Here is a 16850-nt window from a genome sequence, read left to right on the forward strand (position 1 = left end):
CGCTGCATGCAGGCGTCCCGGCGGAATGTCGGATCGGCGCGGTGGCCGGACGATGGGGCGTGCTCGGGGCGCGCCGGTCAGAACACGCTGGCGTAGTCGCCCAGCTCGACCTGCACCGACTTGATGCGGGTGTAGTGGCCGAGGGTGGAGATACCGTTCTCGCGGCCGACGCCGGATTCCTTGTAGCCACCGACCGGCATTTCGGCCGGCGATTCACCCCAGGTGTTGATCCAGCAGATGCCGGCTTCCAGGCGATGGATGATGCGGTGGGCGCGGCTGATGTCCTTGCTGACCACGCCGGCAGCCAGGCCGAAGGTGGTGTCGTTGGCACGACGCACCACTTCGTCTTCGTCGTCATAGGCGAGGATGCTCATCACCGGCCCGAAGATCTCTTCCTTGACGATGGTCATGTCATCGCGGCAGTCGGAGAACACGGTCGGCAGCACGTAGGCGCCCTGGGCCAGCGCACCTTCGGTGGCACGGCCGCCACCCGTCAGCAGGCGGGCACCTTCGGCCTTGCCGCTCTCGATGTAGCGCAGCACGTTTTCCATGTGCGGGAAGCTGGTCAACGGGCCGAAGTTGGTGTCGGCGGCCATCGGGTCGCCGATGCGGATGCGCTTGACGCGCTCGACGACGGCCACCTCGAATGCGGCCAGCATGCTGCGCGGCACGAACACGCGGGTGCCGTTGGTGCAGACCTGGCCGGAGCTGAAGAAGTTGGCCATCACCGCAATGTCGGCGGCGCGGTCCAGATCGGCGTCATCGCAGATCACCAGCGGTGACTTGCCGCCCAGCTCCATGGTCACTTCCTTCAGCGACGAGGACGCCGCGCTGGCCATGACCTTCTTGCCGGTGGCGACGCCACCGGTGAAGGAGATCTTCTCGATCACCGGGTGCTCGGTCAGCCACTGGCCGATCTCGCGGCCCGGGCCCTGCACGACGTTGAACACGCCGGCCGGCACGCCGGCTTCGGTGTAGATTTCGGCCAGCCGGATCGCGGTCAGCGGCGTCACTTCCGACGGCTTGAACACCATCGCGTTGCCGGCAGCCAGCGCCGGCGCCGACTTCCACATGGCGATCTGGATCGGGTAGTTCCATGCGCCGATGCCGGCGACCACGCCCAGCGGCTCGCGACGGGTGTAGAAGAAGCTCGATTCGCGCAGCGGCAGCTGGATGCCTTCGATGGCGGTGGCCAGGCCGGCGTAGTACTCGACCACGTCGGCACCGGTGACGATGTCCACGGTGGTGGTCTCGGCCAGCGCCTTGCCGGTGTCCAGGGTTTCCAGGTGGGCCAGTTCGTCGTTGCGCTCGCGCAGGAGCTCGACGGCGCGGCGCAGGATGCGCGAGCGCTCCATGGCGGTCATTGCGGCCCACACCTTCTGGCCTTCGGCTGCGCTCTGCACGGCACGTTCGACGTCGGCCTGGCTGGCGACCTGCACCTCGGCGATCACCTCGCCGGTGGCCGGGTTGACGGTCTTGAAGGTCTTGCCGCTGGTGGCATCGACGCGCTGGCCGTGGATGTAGAGCTGTTGGACGGGCAGGGTGGTCATGGGGCGTACTCCTTGGAAGGGGGCGGGTGCTGGAGCGCTTATAGCGCGACAGCCTGCAACTGGAAGTCGATGTAGCCGTAAGCGATGCGCCGGGACTTCTCGGCGTTGAACTGGCCGCCGACCAGGCTGCCGCGCAGCCACAGGCCATCGATCATCGCGGCCAGGCCGCGGGCAGCCAGGCGGGCCTGCGGGTGGGGCAGCAGGCGGTTGAACTGGTGGCACAGGTTGGAGAACAGGCGCTGGTCGTTGGCGCGCTGCAGCCGGGCCAGTTCCGGCTGGTGCATGCTGGCGGCCCAGAAGGTGAGCCAGACGCGCATCGCGGTGCCGTTGATCTGGCTGTCGTCGAAGTTGCCATCGACGATGGCGCGCAGCTGCTCGCGCGGATCGTCGCCGGCGTCTGCGCGGTAGCGGGCGACGGCGTCCTTCAGTTCGCGCAGGATCTGCCGCATTGCAGCATTGAGCAGGCCGTCCTTGTCGCCGAAGTAGTGGGCGACGATGCCGCTGGACAACCCCGCCTTCTTCGCGATGGTGGCGACGGTGGCATCGGCCATGCCGATCTCGTCGATGGTCTGGAAAGTGGCCCGGATCAGCTGTTCGCGCCGTACCGGTTCCACGCCTTTCTTCGGCATTGTCTCTCCACGGTTTGCGACCCGAAGGATCGGGCTGCCCGCCATTATGCTTTTTATTGATTGAACGTTCAATCAATAAACCATAGGATGCGCTCGCGCCCCACGCCATGGGCCCGGTTTACCGGTCCGGCCCCGCCCATGTGCTCCCTCGGACTTGATGAGACGACCCCATGTCTTCCCTGGCTCATCCCAAGCGTTCGCCCCTGCGCTTGAACCGTTTTGTCTTCCTCAGCTCCTCAGTGTCGATCGGCATCCTCGGGCTGCTCACCGTGCTCTATCCCGAAGGCAGCGAGCACTGGCTGCAATGGGCGCAGGCCGAGGTCTCGGCCGCGTTCGGCTGGTGGTACATGCTGCTGATCGTGCTGTGCCTGGGCTTCGTGCTGTGGCTGGCGTTCTCGCCGTACGGCCGCATCCGCCTGGGCCACAACGAAGAGTCACCGGCCTTTGGCTATGTTGCCTGGGTCTCGATGCTGTTCTCGGCCGGCATCGGCATCGCGCTGCTGTACTACGGCGCCTATGAGCCGCTGGACCATTTCCTGCACCCGCCCGGGCAGCCCGGCGGCACCGTGGCCGCCGGCCGCGAGGCGATGATGCTGACCTTCCTGCACTGGGGCCTGCATGGCTGGGCGCTGTATGCGCTGGTCGGCGTGGCACTGGGCTATTTCGCCTATCGCCGGGACCTGCCGCTGGCGCTGCGCTCTGCGTTGTACCCGGTCTTCGGTGAGCGAATTCATGGCCGCATCGGCGACATGGTCGATGGCTTCGGCATTCTGGCCACGCTGATCTCGATGGTGACCAACCTCGGCATCGGCGCCCTGGTGGTGCAGTCCGGCCTGGTCTACCTGTTCCACATCCCGGATACGCCGCAGGTGCTGGTGGTGATCGTGCTGGTGATGATGGTCGTGGCCACCATCGGCGTAGTCGCTGGCGTGGAAAAGGGCATTGCCTGGCTGTCCAACCTCAACGTGCGCCTGCTGTGTGGCCTGCTGCTGTTCGTGCTGGTCACCGGCCCGACCCTGCACCTGTTCGATGGCCTGATCCAGAACACCGGCGATTACCTCGGCGCGTTCGTGCGCAAGAGCTTCGACATGTACCTCAACGACCCCAAGGGCCGTGAGTGGATGGGTTCGTGGACGCTGTTCTACTGGGCGTGGTGGATCGCCTGGGCGCCGTTCGTCGGCCTTTTCGTGGCGCGCATCTCGCGCGGCCGCACCATCCGCGAAGTGATCTTGGGCGTGTTGCTGATCCCGCTCGGCTTCACCCTGGCCTGGCTGTCGATCTTCGGCAACACCGCCATCGACCTGGTGCTCAACCATGGCCAGGCGATCCTGGGTGACGTGGCCCAGCACGATGCAGCGATGACCTTGTTCAAGCTGCTGGAATACCTGCCTGCGGCGCCGTACGTGGCCGGTGCTGCGGTGGTGATCGGCTTCGTGCTGTTCCTGACCCCGGTCGACTCGGGCACGCTGATGATCGCCAACCTGTGCACCCGTCGCGTTGACGATGGCGTGGAAGATGGCCATGACGCGCCGATCTGGCTGCGCGTGTTCTGGGCCGCCGGCATCACTGTGGCCAGCGTCGGCCTGCTGCTGGCTGGCAATTTCAGCGCGATGCAGACGGCGGTGGTGCTGTGCGGCCTGCCGTTCTCGTTCACCCTGGCGTTCTACATGTGGGGCCTGTTGAAGGCCCTGCGCACCGACCCGGATGCGCCGCGCCGCTGAGCGGGCATCCGGCATCCATCCCGATGCCGCCGATGAGGCAGTAGAGCCAGGCCATGCCTGGCTGCGGTGAAACAGCAAGGGCCGGATCCGTGAGGATCCGGCCCTTGCTGTTTGCTCCCGGGATTCGCCGGGCATGGCCCGGCGTTACCCATTACTTGGCTGCCAGCTGGCGAAGCACGTACTGCAGCAGGCCGCCATGACGGAAGTACTCGACTTCCTTCGGGGTCAGCAGCATTACCGAGACCTCAAAGGTCTTCTTCGTGCCATCGGCCTTGGTCGCGGTGACCGTGGCGCGCTTGCTGGCACCGTCCTGCAGGCCGGTGATGTCGATCACTTCCGAGCCGTCCAGGCCCAGCGTCTGTGCGTTCTCGCCGTTGCGGAACTGCAGCGGCAGCACGCCCATGCCGACCAGGTTGGAGCGGTGGATGCGCTCGAAGCTCTCGGCGATGACCGCCTTCACCCCCAGCAGCAGGGTGCCCTTGGCCGCCCAGTCACGCGACGAGCCGGTGCCGTACTCCTTGCCGGCCAGCACCACCAGCGGCACCTTGTCGGCCTTGTACTTCATGGCCGCGTCGTAGATCGCCAGCTTTTCCGGCTGGCCACCACCGGCCGGGTAGTACAGGGTGTTGCCGCCTTCCTCGCCACCGAACATCAGGTTCTTGATGCGGATGTTGGCGAAGGTGCCGCGGACCATCACGTCATCGTTGCCGCGACGGCTGCCGTAGCTGTTGAAGTCGGCCGGCTGCACGCCGCGCTCCTGCAGGAAGCGGCCTGCCGGCGAGTCCTTCTTGATGTTGCCGGCCGGGGAAATGTGGTCGGTGGTGATCGAGTCGCCGAACAGGCCCATCACGCGTGCGCCGTGCACGTCGTCGATGCTGCCGGTCTGCATGGTCATGCCATCGAAGTAGGGCGGGTTCTTGATGTAGGTGGAGGCGTCGCTCCACGCGTACAGGTTGCCGTCCGGCGAGGCGATGGTGTTCCAGCGGGTGTCACCCTTGAACACATCGGCGTAGTTCTGCTTGAACATCTCCGGGCCAATGGTGGCGGCGATGACATCGCCGATTTCCTTGTTGCTTGGCCAGATGTCGCGCAGGAACACCGGCTGCCCATCGCTGCCGGTACCCAGCGGCTGGGTGGTCAGGTCGATGTCGGTGGTGCCGGCGATGGCATAGGCCACCACCAGCGGCGGGCTGGCCAGGTAGTTCATCTTCACTTCGGGGTGCACGCGGCCCTCGAAGTTGCGGTTGCCCGACAGCACCGAGGTCACCACCAGATCGCCAGCGGCGATGGCGGCGCTGACTTCGGTCGGCAGCGGGCCGGAGTTGCCGATGCAGGTGGTGCAGCCATAGCCGACCACGTAGAAGCCGATCTTCTCCAGCTCCTTCAGCACACCGGCCTTTTCAAGGTAATCGGTCACCACGCGCGAGCCCGGGCCGAGCGAGGTCTTCACCCACGGCTGGCGGTTCAGGCCCTTGGCGGCTGCGTTGCGGGCCAGCAGGCCGGCACCGATCATCACCGCCGGGTTGGAGGTGTTGGTGCACGAGGTGATGGCGGCGATGACCACTGCGCCATCCTTCAGCCGCACCTTGCGGCCTTCGATCTCGATGTCGGCAAAGCCCTTGGCCAGCTGCTCGTTGCCGACCGCGGCGCCGCCGCCTTCGTTGACGAAGGTGGCAACGTCCTCGCTGCGCTTGTCACGGTTGGCAGTCATGCCGACCAGCGCTTCGCGGTAGTTCTTCTGCACGTCTTCCAGCAGCACGCGGTCCTGCGGGCGCTTCGGGCCGGCGAGCGACGGCTTCACCGTGCCCATGTCCAGTTCCAGCGTGCTGCTGTACTGGGCGTGCGGGCTGCCGGGTTCGTGCCACAGGCCCTGCGCCTTGGCGTAGGCCTCGACCAGGTTGATCTGCTCTTCGCTGCGGCCCGACAGGCGCAGGTAGTTCAGCGATTCCGCGTCGATCGGGAAGATGCCGCAGGTGGCGCCGTACTCCGGGGCCATGTTGCCGATGGTGGCGCGGTCGGCCAGCGGAAGGTGCTGCAGGCCGTCACCGTAGAACTCGACGAACTTGCCCACCACGCCCAGCTTGCGCAGCATCTGGGTGACGGTCAGCACCAGGTCGGTGGCGGTGGCGCCCTCGGGCAACTTGCCGGTCAGCTTGAAGCCGACCACCTGCGGGATCAGCATCGACGACGGCTGGCCGAGCATGGCGGCCTCCGCTTCGATGCCGCCCACGCCCCAGCCCAGCACGCCGATGCCATTGATCATGGTGGTGTGGCTGTCGGTACCGAACACGGTGTCGGGGTAGGCAATGTCCTTGCCATCCTTCTGCGCGGTCATCACCACGCGGGCCAGGTTCTCCAGGTTCACCTGGTGGACGATGCCGGTGTTGGGCGGCACCACCTTGAAGTTGTCGAAGGCCTTCTGGCCCCAGCGCAGGAAGCCATAGCGTTCCTGGTTGCGCTGGAACTCGATCTTGCCGTTGAGGTCCAGCGCGTCGGGCTTGCCGAACACATCGACCTGCACCGAGTGGTCGATGACCAGTTCGGAGGGAATCTGCGGATTGATCTGCTCCGGCTTGCCGCCGAGCTTGACCACCGCATCGCGCATCGCGGCCAGGTCGACCACGCAGGGCACGCCGGTGAAGTCCTGCAGGACCACGCGCGCCGGCATGAACGCGATCTCGGTGTCCGGCTCGGCCGCCGGGTTCCAGCGGGCCACGGCTTCGATGTGGTCCTTGCCGACAGTGATGCCGCCGTCCTCGTGCCGGAGCAGGTTCTCCAGCAGGATCTTCATCGAGTAGGGCAGGTGGGAGATATCGAAGCGCTGGCCCAGCGTGGGCAGGCTGAAGTAGTCGTAGGTCTTGCCACCGACGTTCAGCTGGCTGCGGGTGGAGAACGAATCGCTCATGCGGGTTAACTCCTTCTTGCGGATGGCTTGCAGTGGCCCGCGCATGGGCAGGCCTGCTTGCGGTGGCCGGCAGTCCGTGCCGCCGGGCAGAAGGCCAGTATCGCCGATGCCGTCGGGGCCGCAGAACTGCGGGCTCAGAACGCAAGGTTATAAATTCGTATGTAGTTTTCGTGTCATGGCGCCGCCGAACCTAGTGCGGGCTGACAGGCTCGAGGCAGTGCCGTATGGCGCCGGGGGACAGGAGGACGACAGCATGGGGGGGCTGCAGGCGCTGGGGGCGGAGCCGTGCTGAGCGATGGTCATCGTGGCGGTCGAGGCGTTCTTGACCGGGCACGGGGGGCGCGCCGCCGACGGGCAGCGCGCCAGTCAGTGGCGATCAGCCACCCAGGAACGGATTGCCGGTCTTGGCGGGAGCCGCGCCCTTGGATTTCACCTTGAGTACGTTGTCCTTGCCGAACTCAAAGACGGTCGATTCCTGCACGTTCTTTCCGAAGTGCTTGATCTTGGCGTAGTCGTAGTACCAGACCTGGATGTCGCCAAGCTGCTCACGACGCGTCGGCGCTCCAAACTTCTCGCGGACCTGGTCCTGGGTCGCCTTGCCCACCTCCAGCTCGTCCAGTTGCTTCTGGGTGATCTCAGTGCCGGTGGTGTGGGCCGCGAACGGATTGGCGTGGGCCGGGCCTGCGGCCAGGGCCAGGGGGGTGGCCAGAGCCAGGGTCAGGATGAATGCGCGCATTGAACGTCCTTTTATGACGAAGGGGGCGTGCGGTGCCGGAGTGTCCCGGCCCGGTACAGCGAGTGCTGCCCGGCCAGTCTAGCGGTCGAATGCGACTGATTCTGGTTCAAGGTCACAGTTCGCCCGATTTGAGGTGTTTACGTCAGGTATGTATAATTCATACATACTTTTTGAGGCCTACCCATGGAAGCCACCGTTGCAGAACGCGGACAGATCACCCTGCCCAAGGCGGTGCGTGATGCCCTCGGCCTGACCAAGGGCACGCTGCTGAAGGTCGAGCTGGACGGCAGCCGCATCATCCTGCGCAAGAGTGTTGACGATGCCATTTCACGGGCGCGCGGCAAGTTCGCGCTGGACGGCTTCGAGTCATCCGACGCGGCCGTGCGCGCGGTGCGTGACGAGGAGTAAGCCGTGATGATCGCCGTCGATTCGCCGGTGCTGGTCGAGCTGCTCAGCAATGGCCCGCAGGCCGATGCCGTGGAAGCCATCCTCCGGCAGAGCCTGGTCGGTGGCCGCGTGGTGGTCTGTGGCGCAACCCTCGCCGAAGTGTGCGCATCGCTGCGCGGTGGTGCCGAGGTGCTCGAAGCGCTGGAAGAGATGGGCGTGCACTTCAACCCGATGGAAGCCAAGTCGGCGCTGCGCGCCGGCGAGATGCACCGCCGTCACCGCCAGCGCGGCGGTAGCCGTCGCAGCCTGGACGAATTCATGGTCGGCGCCCACGCACTGCTGCAGTGCGACGGCCTGATCACCTGGAACGACACGTTTTACCGCGACTACTTCAAGGGCCTGAAGCTGATCGTGCCGCACGCCTGAGCCCACTTTTGATTTTTCAACCTACGCATTACCCGGGAGTTGTCATGTTGGAAGCCTACCGCCACCACGTCGCCGAGCGCGCTGCGCTTGGCATCCCGCCGCTGCCGCTGAGCGCGCAGCAGACGGCCGATGTCATCGAACTGCTGAAGAACCCGCCGCAGGGCGAGGCCGAGTTCCTGCTCGACCTGCTGACCCACCGCGTGCCGGCCGGCGTCGATGACGCGGCCAAGGTCAAGGCCTCGTACCTGGCGGCGATCGCGCTGGGCAGCGAGCAGAACCGGCTGATCAGCCGCGAGCGCGCCACCGAACTGCTGGGTACCATGCTCGGCGGCTACAACGTTGCACCGCTGGTGCAGCTGCTGGACGACGCCAGCGTCGGCACCATCGCCGCCAACGGCCTGAAGAAGACCCTGCTGGTGTTCGATGCGTTCCATGACGTGCAGGAGAAGGCCAAGGCCGGCAACGCCAACGCCCAGGCCGTGCTGCAGAGCTGGGCCGATGCCGAGTGGTTCACCAGCAACCCGGAAGTGCCGCAGAGCCTGACCGTCACCGTGTTCAAGGTGCCGGGCGAAACCAACACCGATGACCTGTCGCCAGCACCGGACGCGACCACCCGCCCGGACATTCCGATGCACGCGCTGGCGATGCTGAAGAACAAGCGCGACGACGCGCCGTTCACCCCGGAAGAAGACGGCAAGCGCGGCCCGATCCAGCAGATCCTGTCGCTGAAGGACAAGGGCCACCTGGTCGCCTACGTCGGCGACGTGGTCGGCACCGGCTCCTCGCGCAAGTCGGCCACCAACAGCGTGCTGTGGTGGACCGGCGATGACATTCCGTACATCCCGAACAAGCGCGCTGGCGGCGTGTGCCTGGGCGGCAAGATCGCCCCGATCTTCTACAACACCATGGAAGATGCCGGTGCGCTGCCGATCGAGCTGGACGTGTCGAAGATGGAGCACGGCGATGTCATCGAGCTGCGTCCGTACGAAGGCAAGGCGCTGAAGAACGGCGAAGTGATCGCCGAGTTCCAGGTCAAGTCCGACGTGCTGTTCGACGAAGTGCGTGCCGGTGGCCGCATCCCGCTGATCATCGGCCGTGGCCTGACCGGCAAGGCGCGCGAAGCGCTGGGCCTGGCCCCGACCGACCTGTTCCGCCTGCCGGTGCAGCCGGCCGATACCGGCAAGGGCTTCTCGCTGGCGCAGAAGATGGTTGGTCGCGCCTGTGGCCTGCCGGAAGGCCAGGGCATGCGCCCGGGCACCTACTGCGAACCGAAGATGACCTCGGTCGGCTCGCAGGACACCACCGGCCCGATGACCCGTGACGAGCTGAAGGACCTGGCCTGCCTGGGCTTCTCGGCCGACCTGGTGATGCAGTCGTTCTGCCACACCGCCGCTTACCCGAAGCCGGTGGACGTGAAGACGCACCACACTCTGCCGGAGTTCATCTCCACCCGTGGCGGCGTTTCCCTGCGCCCGGGCGACGGCGTGATCCACAGCTGGCTCAACCGCATGCTGCTGCCGGACACGGTCGGCACCGGCGGTGACTCGCACACCCGTTTCCCGGTGGGTATTTCGTTCCCGGCCGGCTCGGGCCTGGTCGCCTTCGCCGCTGCCACCGGCGTGATGCCGCTGGACATGCCGGAGTCGGTGCTGGTGCGCTTCAAGGGCAAGATGCAGCCGGGCGTGACCCTGCGTGACCTGGTCAACGCGATCCCGCTGTACGCGATCAAGTCGGGCCTGCTGACCGTGGCCAAGGCGGGCAAGAAGAACATCTTCTCCGGCCGTATCCTGGAAATCGAAGGCCTGCCGGAGCTGAAGGTCGAACAGGCGTTCGAACTGTCCGACGCCTCGGCCGAGCGTTCGGCGGCAGGTTGCTCGGTGCGCCTGAACAAGGAGCCGATCATCGAGTACCTGACCAGCAACATCACCCTGCTGAAGTGGATGATTGCCGAGGGTTACCAGGATCCGCGCTCGCTGCAGCGCCGTATCGAGAAGATGGAAGCGTGGCTGGCCAACCCGCAGCTGCTGGAGCCGGATGCGGACGCCGAGTACGCCGCCGTCATCGAAATCGACCTTGCTGACATCCACGAGCCGATCGTGGCCTGCCCGAACGACCCGGACGACGTGAAGACCCTGTCCGAAGTGGCCGGTGCCAAGATCGACGAGGTGTTCATCGGTTCGTGCATGACCAACATCGGCCACTTCCGCGCCGCTGCCAAGCTGCTGGAAGGCAAGCGTGACCTGCCGACCCGCCTGTGGGTGGCCCCGCCGACCAAGATGGACGCCTCGGAGCTGACCAAGGAAGGCGTGTACGGCACCTTCGGCGCTACCGGCGCACGCATGGAAATGCCGGGCTGCTCGCTGTGCATGGGCAACCAGGCGCAGATCCGCGAAGGCTCCACCGCGATGTCGACCTCGACCCGCAACTTCCCGAACCGTCTGGGCCGCAACACCAACGTGTACCTGGGTTCGGCGGAACTGGCGGCGATCTGCTCGCGCCTGGGCCGCATCCCGACCAAGGAGGAGTACATGGCGGACATCGGCGTGATCAACGCCAATGGTGCGGAGATCTACCGCTACATGAACTTCGACCAGATCGAGGAATACCAGGACGTGGCCAGCACGGTCGCTGCCTGATGCGGTAACGGAAAACCCCCGGCTCGCGCCGGGGGTTTTTTGTGAGCGGACGACGCATGGTAGTGCCGGCCGCTGGCCGGCATCCCGTTGAAATGAAAAACCCCCGGTGAAAGCCGGGTTTTTCATTGTGCCCGGCCAGGTGGCCTAGCCCATCCGCCTCGCGGTGAGGGCCTGCTCGTGGGCGAGGTCCTGCTGGGCGACCTGTTGTGCCTGCGAAATCTGCTCGGCCTTGGCGAGCGACTGTTCTACGGGCGTATTGACGGCCTCACTGATTGGAACCGACGCCCGCAGGTTTACTGGATTGTCGAGCGCTCCCTGCACAACGAACATGCGAGAGGCTGGGCCATCGCTGGGTGAATTGCCCAGTACAACGTGATCGACGCGTTCCAGGCCGCTGCCCTTGGCCGCCGCAAGCAGGCCGGCCGTCACGCGCTCACTGGTTTCATCGAAGCTGCTCCCGTGCCTGGCATCCACGGCGGATACACCCTCGCGAATCTGCCGGTAGAGCGCATGGTCTGGATGGCCTTCCTTCCTGGGATCCAGGCCTGCCCTGTCCAAGGTTGATTCAATGCTCTCCTGCAAAGGGGTCCTGGGAGAGAAAGCGGGATTGCTGAGAGAGGGCGAGCCCTTGTCGGTTGCATCCTGGATCAGTTTATCGCCAGGCCTGAGCGCATTGCGGGCCCGCTGCTCGGCTTCAGCTTCGTGGCGGGCGTATGCACCGGCTTCCTCGACACCGCGCAGGAAATTGATACCGTCGCGCAGCAGACCGGGCCCGCCGCCGACAAGCACGGTCGCACCCGCACGCAGTTGATGAACATCACTGCGGTAGTCTGCGATCCGGCGCAGGTCCTCAGGATCCGTAACGCGCGCCTGTGGATTGTCCAGTACAGATTGCACCGGGCCCTTATCGGTCATGCGATCAAGGAAATGAACCACTCGATGGGAGTCGCCCAACTGGACCGCCACCGCGGCGGACATGACATGGCCGCTCTTCATCCCGGGTGTTCCGATCGAGGCGATGCGCTGGCCGTGCTCGGCGTTGCGCAGGATCTCCAGTTCCCTGGGCAGCGCATACATCTCGACCTTGCCGTAATGGGGACCGCCGGCACTGACCAGGTCGCCTGCCATCACATGGTTGGTGAAGGGTGCCGCGCTGGCTGGCTGGCCTTCAGGAAGGCGATATGCCAGCCCGGCGGCACCGTAGGGATTGAACGCGTCGCCGGGGAGGTTGTAGTGGTGTGCAGTGATCTGTGCGAGCGCGCCGCCAAGGGAGTGGCCGGTGACGTGTACTGGCCCGGCTCCCCTTTCTTCGGCCAGCCTGAGGGCTTGCTTTGTCAGCGCCAGCGCGTCAGTCAGTTGCGCGTTGACTCTGGCGGTGACCATCGCGGCGTCGATGCCGCCATCAAGCATGGGCTGACGATCAAACTCGGTACCGCGATGGGCGACGATGACTTCCTTTGTATTGATGTTGAGGTAGACAATGCCCTGATATCCGCTCCCAGAGTCACGACAAGCGAGGACCTCATACTTTGTTCCGCCGACGGTGATGTCGGAACTGACGGGCGGAAGCGGGTCCTTATAGACATTGTCCGAAAGCGCCGCGCTTTCTCTAGGATTCATTGCGATGCTCCTTCAATCCGTGTGGAGACTTCGATTGGAAAGTACTCCTCGCGCTTCTCTGGGGGCATCTTTTCGTACCAACTTGAAGGCTCGGTTGGCGTCCGCTCTGTCGACTGTCCTGTGGTCAAGGGCGGCAATGCGCGCTTTACGTAAGCAGTGAAGGTTCTCCCGCCCTCAATTTCCTTGAACAGTGCTGCGACGGACGCTCGAATTGGGCGACCATCAATGATGAAGGCGAATGAAGCTTCCACGAGCACGGGTGTCCAAGTGCACGGGCCACGACCGTAATAGTCGGCAACTTCCATACCGTCGTTGAAAACAGCACTGCTGAATTCAGTTGCACTGAGGCGCTGTGCCTGAACCTCAACCTTGTGCTGGTTCGGCTCGTACTGCACCCCCTCCCAATTGTTGACCGGAGGCAGACAGAGTGGGTCTATCTCATACGTGACGAAGACCGAAGGAACGGGAACATCCACGGGTGCATCGTGGACCCGAATCACAATCGGCAGCGCATCCCTTGGCGCAGGATTCTCGCGATAGACCGGGAACGAGCGTTCCTTGTTGCAGCCTGCAACAACCAGTGTGATCAAGGCGATCAACGCAACATGAGCAAGGCTGGGGACGGATTTCAGCATGAGCGGTCCATGTCGCTGCAGGATTGATCCTTGGAACATGCGGTCTCATCGCGAACGACGGCGCCACATCCGGGCAAATGCGACAGGTTGCGCAGTGGGTATTGTCCGTTACCAGGACTTCCCACCCTGTGTACCCGAGCAGCGCGGCCTTGCGGGGTAACGTTCATCGGCGTTCCATTGCTGTGCGATACCTGACTATACGACCCGCTCCAGCCGCGCTCCAAGTCGGTGTCCTGCGGGCCTCCCGTTTGGCGCGCATGGCTTGCGGCAGGATCAAACCTCGATCAGCGCCGTTGAAACATCAATGGTCGAAAGTGCTGGCGGCGGATCGGCAATGGAGCCTGACGTCTCTTGCAGGTGTCCAGCAGGGAGCGGAGCCGAGCGTGGGCTCGGCTCTACAGGGGCCTGTCAGCCGCGGGCGAGGGCGAGCAACCGCTCGGCGATCCTCTCCAGTGGCACCTGTTCCTCGGCAGCGCCCAGCTTGAACGCGGCACCGGGCATGCCCCAGACCACGCTGGTCGCTTCGTCCTGCACCAGCGTTGGGGCGCCGGCCTGGCGCATTTCCAGCAGGCCGCGCGCGCCGTCGTCACCCATGCCGGTGAGGATGGCACCGATGGCATTGCCACCGGCGCTCTGCGCGACCGAGCGGAACAGCACGTCCACCGCGGGCTTGTGCCGGTTCACTGCCGGGCCGTCGTCGACGCGGCAGCGCCAGCGCGCACCGTCGCGGATGATGCGCAGGTGCTTGCCGCCGGGCGGGAGGTAGGCGTGGCCGGGCAGCACCGCTTCGCCGTCGCTGGCCTCGCGCACGGCCATTGCCGAGTGTCGGTCCAGGCGTTCGGCAAAGGCGCTGCTGAAGCTGGCCGGCAGGTGCTGGGTCATCACCACGGCGGGTGCATCGGCAGGCATGCCTTCCAGCACCACGCGCAGCGCTTCGGTGCCACCGGCTGACGAGCCGATCGCGATCAGGCGGTCGGTGGTACGGAACTGCGGCGAGGCAGCACGCGTCGCCGGCGCTGCGTCCAGCGTGAGCTTGGGGGCGCTGGCACGCACAAGCGGACGCACGCGCGAGCGCGCCGCCATCTTGACCTTGGCGATGATCTCCTCGGCATAGCCCTGCAGGCCGCGGGCCACGTCCAGCTTGGGCTTGGAGACGAAATCCACGGCGCCCAGCGCCAGTGCCTGCAGGGTGGTGTCGGCGCCTCGCTCGGTCAGCGAAGAAATCATCACCACCGGCAGCGGATGCAGGCGCATCAGGTTTTCCAGGAACGCCAGCCCGTCCATGCGCGGCATTTCCACGTCCAGGGTGATCACGTCCGGGAGCAGGCGCTTGATCTTCTCGCGTGCCAACAGCGGGTCAGCCGCGGTGCCGACCACGTCGATGGCCGGGTCGCTGGACAGGATTTCCGTGAGCATCTGCCGCACGACGGCGGAGTCGTCGACGATCAGGACCCGGCAGGGGGCGTTGCCGGTGAAGGTCATTCGAACAGCTCCACGCCACCGGTGACCGGCGCCTTGGACAGGCGCGCACGCACCGCCGATTCGGCGGCGGCCACCTCGGCCTCATGCGCATGCGGCAGGCGCTGCACCACCACGCGGCCGGTATCGGCGAAGAACCAGATCTTGCGCGGATGGATGCCGCACAGGTCCTCGGCAATGATCGGGATATGCTCGGCCTGAAGGTACTGGCGCACGAATTCGGCGTTGCGGGTGCCAACCGGGTTGCTGGTGAAGCCCTTCAGCACGTTGGCGCCACCGAACACCTTGGCCTCGATGCGCTTGCGGTGGGCACCACGCTTGAGCATGTCGTTGATCAGCAGTTCCATCGCGTAGCTGCCGTAGCGCGCGGGCGCGCCGTCACCGGCGTTGCCCTCGGGCAGCAGGAAGTGGTTCATGCCGCCGATCTTCAGCACCGGGTCGCGTAGGCAGGCGGCTACGCACGAGCCCAGCGTGGTGGTCAGCGCGGTGGTGTCATCGACCACCAGGTACTGGGTCGGCAGCAGCTTGGCGGCGACGGTCTGGAAGCGCGCATCCTGGTAGCGCATGACATCGTCGGTACGCAGCGAGGCATTCATGCGCCGGCCTTCGCCGCACGGCGGTACAGGGTGCGGCCGCAGGGCTGGATCAGGTCGGCGGCGTGCAGATAGTTCTCCGAATGGCCGGTGTAGAGCAGACCGTCATCGGCCAGGTGCTGCACCAGGCGGCCGAGGATCGCGCGCTGGGTCGGCTTGTCGAAGTAGATCATCACGTTGCGGCAGAACAGTGCGTCGAACGGGCCACCGACGTCGTAGCGCGGGGCGAGCAGGTTCAACGGGCGGAATTCGATCAGCTCGCGCAGCGCAGGCAGCACGCGGCACTGGCCCTCGTTGGGGCCGCTGCCACGCTGGAAGTAGCGGCGGCGCAGGTCCGGATCGAGGCTGGCGACGCGATCGATGTTGTAGACGCCACGGCCGGCGGTGGCCAGCACCTGGGTGTCGACGTCAGTGGCGATGATGCGTACCGGCGGCTTCAGGGTGCCAAAGGCCTCGCACGCGGTGATCGCCATCGAATAGGGCTCTTCGCCGGTGGACGCCGCGCACGACCACAGCAGCAACGGCGTGCGGCTGGAGCGCTGCTGCAGTTCTTCGCGCAGCTTGTCGAAGTGGTGCGGTTCGCGGAAGAACGAGGTCAGATTGGTGGTCAGGGCGTTGGTGAACGCCTGCCACTCGTCACCATCTTCCTGCTCCAGATGGTCCAGGTACTGCTGGAAGCTGCGCATGCCCAGCGTGCGCAGGCGGCGCGAAAGGCGGCCATAGACCATGTCGCGCTTTGCCGGCGCAAGCGCAATGCCCACGCGCTGGTAGATCAGGTCGCAGACGCGGCGGAAATCACGGTCGGCGAACTCGAATTCGCGTGGGCCGGTAACGATGGGAGTAGGACTTTGCACGGGGGACGTGTCCATCGGCGGGGGCAGCGGCCGAAGCCGCTACGGGTGGGTCTCAGAATTCCTGCCAGTCGCTGTCGCTGGCGACGAAGGTGCCGGCGTTGCTGCTACGACGTGGCGATATCGGTGCAGGTGCTGCCGCGCGGCTTGGCTGCGGAGGTGCCACGGTGGTGACTCTCGCCGGCTCGACCCGCGCGGCAACGGCCTGCATCGCGGCCGAGACCTGGTTGTCGAGCCGGAAGATCGCCACGGCATCTGCAAGCTGTGCGGCCTGGTCTTCCATCGCACGTGCGGCAGCGGTGGCTTCCTCCACCAGCGCGGCGTTCTGCTGGGTGGTTTCGTCCATCTGCACCACGGTCTGGTTGACCTGCTCGATGCCCGCGCTCTGCTCCTGCGAGGCGGCGGAAATCTCGGCCATGATGTCGGTCACGCGCTGCACCGAGGCGACGATCTCGCCCATGGTGCTGCCGGCCTGGTGGACCAGGCTGGAGCCCTCGGCAACCTTGCCGACGGAGTCGTCGATCAGGCCCTTGATCTCTTTGGCGGCAGCCGCCGAGCGCTGGGCGAGGGTGCGCACTTCGCTGGCGACCACGGCGAAGCCGCGGCCCTGTTCACCGGCACGCGCGGCTTCCACGGCGGCATTCAGCGCCAGGATGTTGGTCTGGAACGCAATGCCGTCGAT

General features: G+C 65.6%; 14 protein-coding genes. 4 read left to right on the forward strand and 10 right to left on the reverse strand.

What is annotated here, in order from left to right; translation table 11 throughout:
• Window positions 1-77: 77 nt before the first annotated feature.
• Both betB and betI read right to left on the reverse strand, forming a co-directional pair.
• Window positions 78-1550 carry a betaine-aldehyde dehydrogenase gene (gene betB, locus ACM0PB_RS20025; RefSeq protein WP_005416393.1) on the reverse strand — a complete coding sequence of 491 codons (1473 nt, stop codon included), beginning with the start codon at window positions 1548-1550 and terminating at the stop codon, window positions 78-80.
• A 38-nt stretch (window positions 1551-1588) separates the two neighbouring features.
• A complete protein-coding gene (betI, locus tag ACM0PB_RS20030; RefSeq protein WP_005416394.1) occupies window positions 1589-2179 on the reverse strand; it encodes a transcriptional regulator BetI in 591 nt (196 codons plus the stop codon).
• Window positions 2180-2349: 170 nt separating this feature from the next.
• Here betI and ACM0PB_RS20035 point away from each other — a divergent pair, with 170 nt between their 5' ends.
• On the forward strand, window positions 2350-3900 hold the full coding sequence (locus ACM0PB_RS20035; protein WP_414604846.1) for a BCCT family transporter: 1551 nt from the start codon (window positions 2350-2352) through the stop codon (window positions 3898-3900).
• Window positions 3901-4051: 151 nt separating this feature from the next.
• Here the strand turns inward: ACM0PB_RS20035 and acnA are convergent, their stop codons facing one another.
• On the reverse strand, window positions 4052-6805 hold the full coding sequence (gene acnA, locus ACM0PB_RS20040; protein ID WP_414604847.1) for an aconitate hydratase AcnA: 2754 nt from the start codon (window positions 6803-6805) through the stop codon (window positions 4052-4054).
• A gap of 376 nt (window positions 6806-7181) precedes the next feature.
• Window positions 7182-7541, reverse strand: coding sequence for an outer membrane protein assembly factor BamE domain-containing protein (gene bamE / locus ACM0PB_RS20045; RefSeq protein WP_065177629.1), 360 nt, complete (start codon window positions 7539-7541; stop codon window positions 7182-7184).
• A 183-nt stretch (window positions 7542-7724) separates the two neighbouring features.
• On the opposite strand from bamE, the gene ACM0PB_RS20050 reads away from it, so the two are divergent.
• The 3 genes from ACM0PB_RS20050 to acnB are packed head-to-tail and all read left to right on the forward strand — an operon-like array spanning window position 7725 to window position 10990.
• Window positions 7725-7949: an AbrB/MazE/SpoVT family DNA-binding domain-containing protein gene (locus tag ACM0PB_RS20050; RefSeq protein WP_005409505.1), complete on the forward strand. Its 225-nt coding sequence runs from the start codon at window positions 7725-7727 to the stop codon at window positions 7947-7949.
• Window positions 7950-7955: 6 nt separating this feature from the next.
• Window positions 7956-8354 (forward strand): type II toxin-antitoxin system VapC family toxin, encoded by a 399-nt coding sequence (locus ACM0PB_RS20055; RefSeq protein ID WP_005416402.1) that lies wholly within the window; start codon window positions 7956-7958, stop codon window positions 8352-8354.
• Between the two features lie 44 nt (window positions 8355-8398).
• Window positions 8399-10990 (forward strand): bifunctional aconitate hydratase 2/2-methylisocitrate dehydratase, encoded by a 2592-nt coding sequence (gene acnB / locus ACM0PB_RS20060; RefSeq protein WP_065177630.1) that lies wholly within the window; start codon window positions 8399-8401, stop codon window positions 10988-10990.
• Between the two features lie 144 nt (window positions 10991-11134).
• Here the strand turns inward: acnB and ACM0PB_RS20065 are convergent, their stop codons facing one another.
• The 6 genes from ACM0PB_RS20065 to ACM0PB_RS20090 form a co-directional block, all read right to left on the reverse strand.
• Window positions 11135-12610 (reverse strand): XVIPCD domain-containing protein, encoded by a 1476-nt coding sequence (locus ACM0PB_RS20065; RefSeq protein ID WP_414604848.1) that lies wholly within the window; start codon window positions 12608-12610, stop codon window positions 11135-11137.
• Window positions 12607-13245 carry a hypothetical protein gene (locus ACM0PB_RS20070; RefSeq protein ID WP_065184922.1) on the reverse strand — a complete coding sequence of 213 codons (639 nt, stop codon included), beginning with the start codon at window positions 13243-13245 and terminating at the stop codon, window positions 12607-12609. Before ACM0PB_RS20070 ends, ACM0PB_RS20065 begins: the two co-directional genes overlap by 4 nt.
• Before the next feature lie 408 nt (window positions 13246-13653).
• Window positions 13654-14727, reverse strand: coding sequence for a protein-glutamate methylesterase/protein-glutamine glutaminase (locus tag ACM0PB_RS20075; RefSeq protein WP_005416406.1), 1074 nt, complete (start codon window positions 14725-14727; stop codon window positions 13654-13656).
• A complete protein-coding gene (gene cheD, locus ACM0PB_RS20080) occupies window positions 14724-15320 on the reverse strand; it encodes a chemoreceptor glutamine deamidase CheD (protein WP_329844299.1) in 597 nt (198 codons plus the stop codon). The genes ACM0PB_RS20075 and cheD overlap by 4 nt, the downstream gene beginning before the upstream one ends.
• Entirely contained in the window at window positions 15317-16186 is an 870-nt protein-coding gene (locus ACM0PB_RS20085) for a CheR family methyltransferase (RefSeq protein WP_049416359.1), read from the reverse strand. Before ACM0PB_RS20085 ends, cheD begins: the two co-directional genes overlap by 4 nt.
• A gap of 37 nt (window positions 16187-16223) precedes the next feature.
• Window positions 16224-16850, reverse strand: a 627-nt coding sequence (locus ACM0PB_RS20090) for a methyl-accepting chemotaxis protein (protein ID WP_495495133.1), incomplete at its 5' end; no start/stop codon positions are given.

It is taken from the genome of Stenotrophomonas sp. AR029 (assembly GCF_047520695.2).
In the GTDB taxonomy this organism is placed as follows: Bacteria; Pseudomonadota; Gammaproteobacteria; order Xanthomonadales; family Xanthomonadaceae; genus Stenotrophomonas; species Stenotrophomonas sepilia.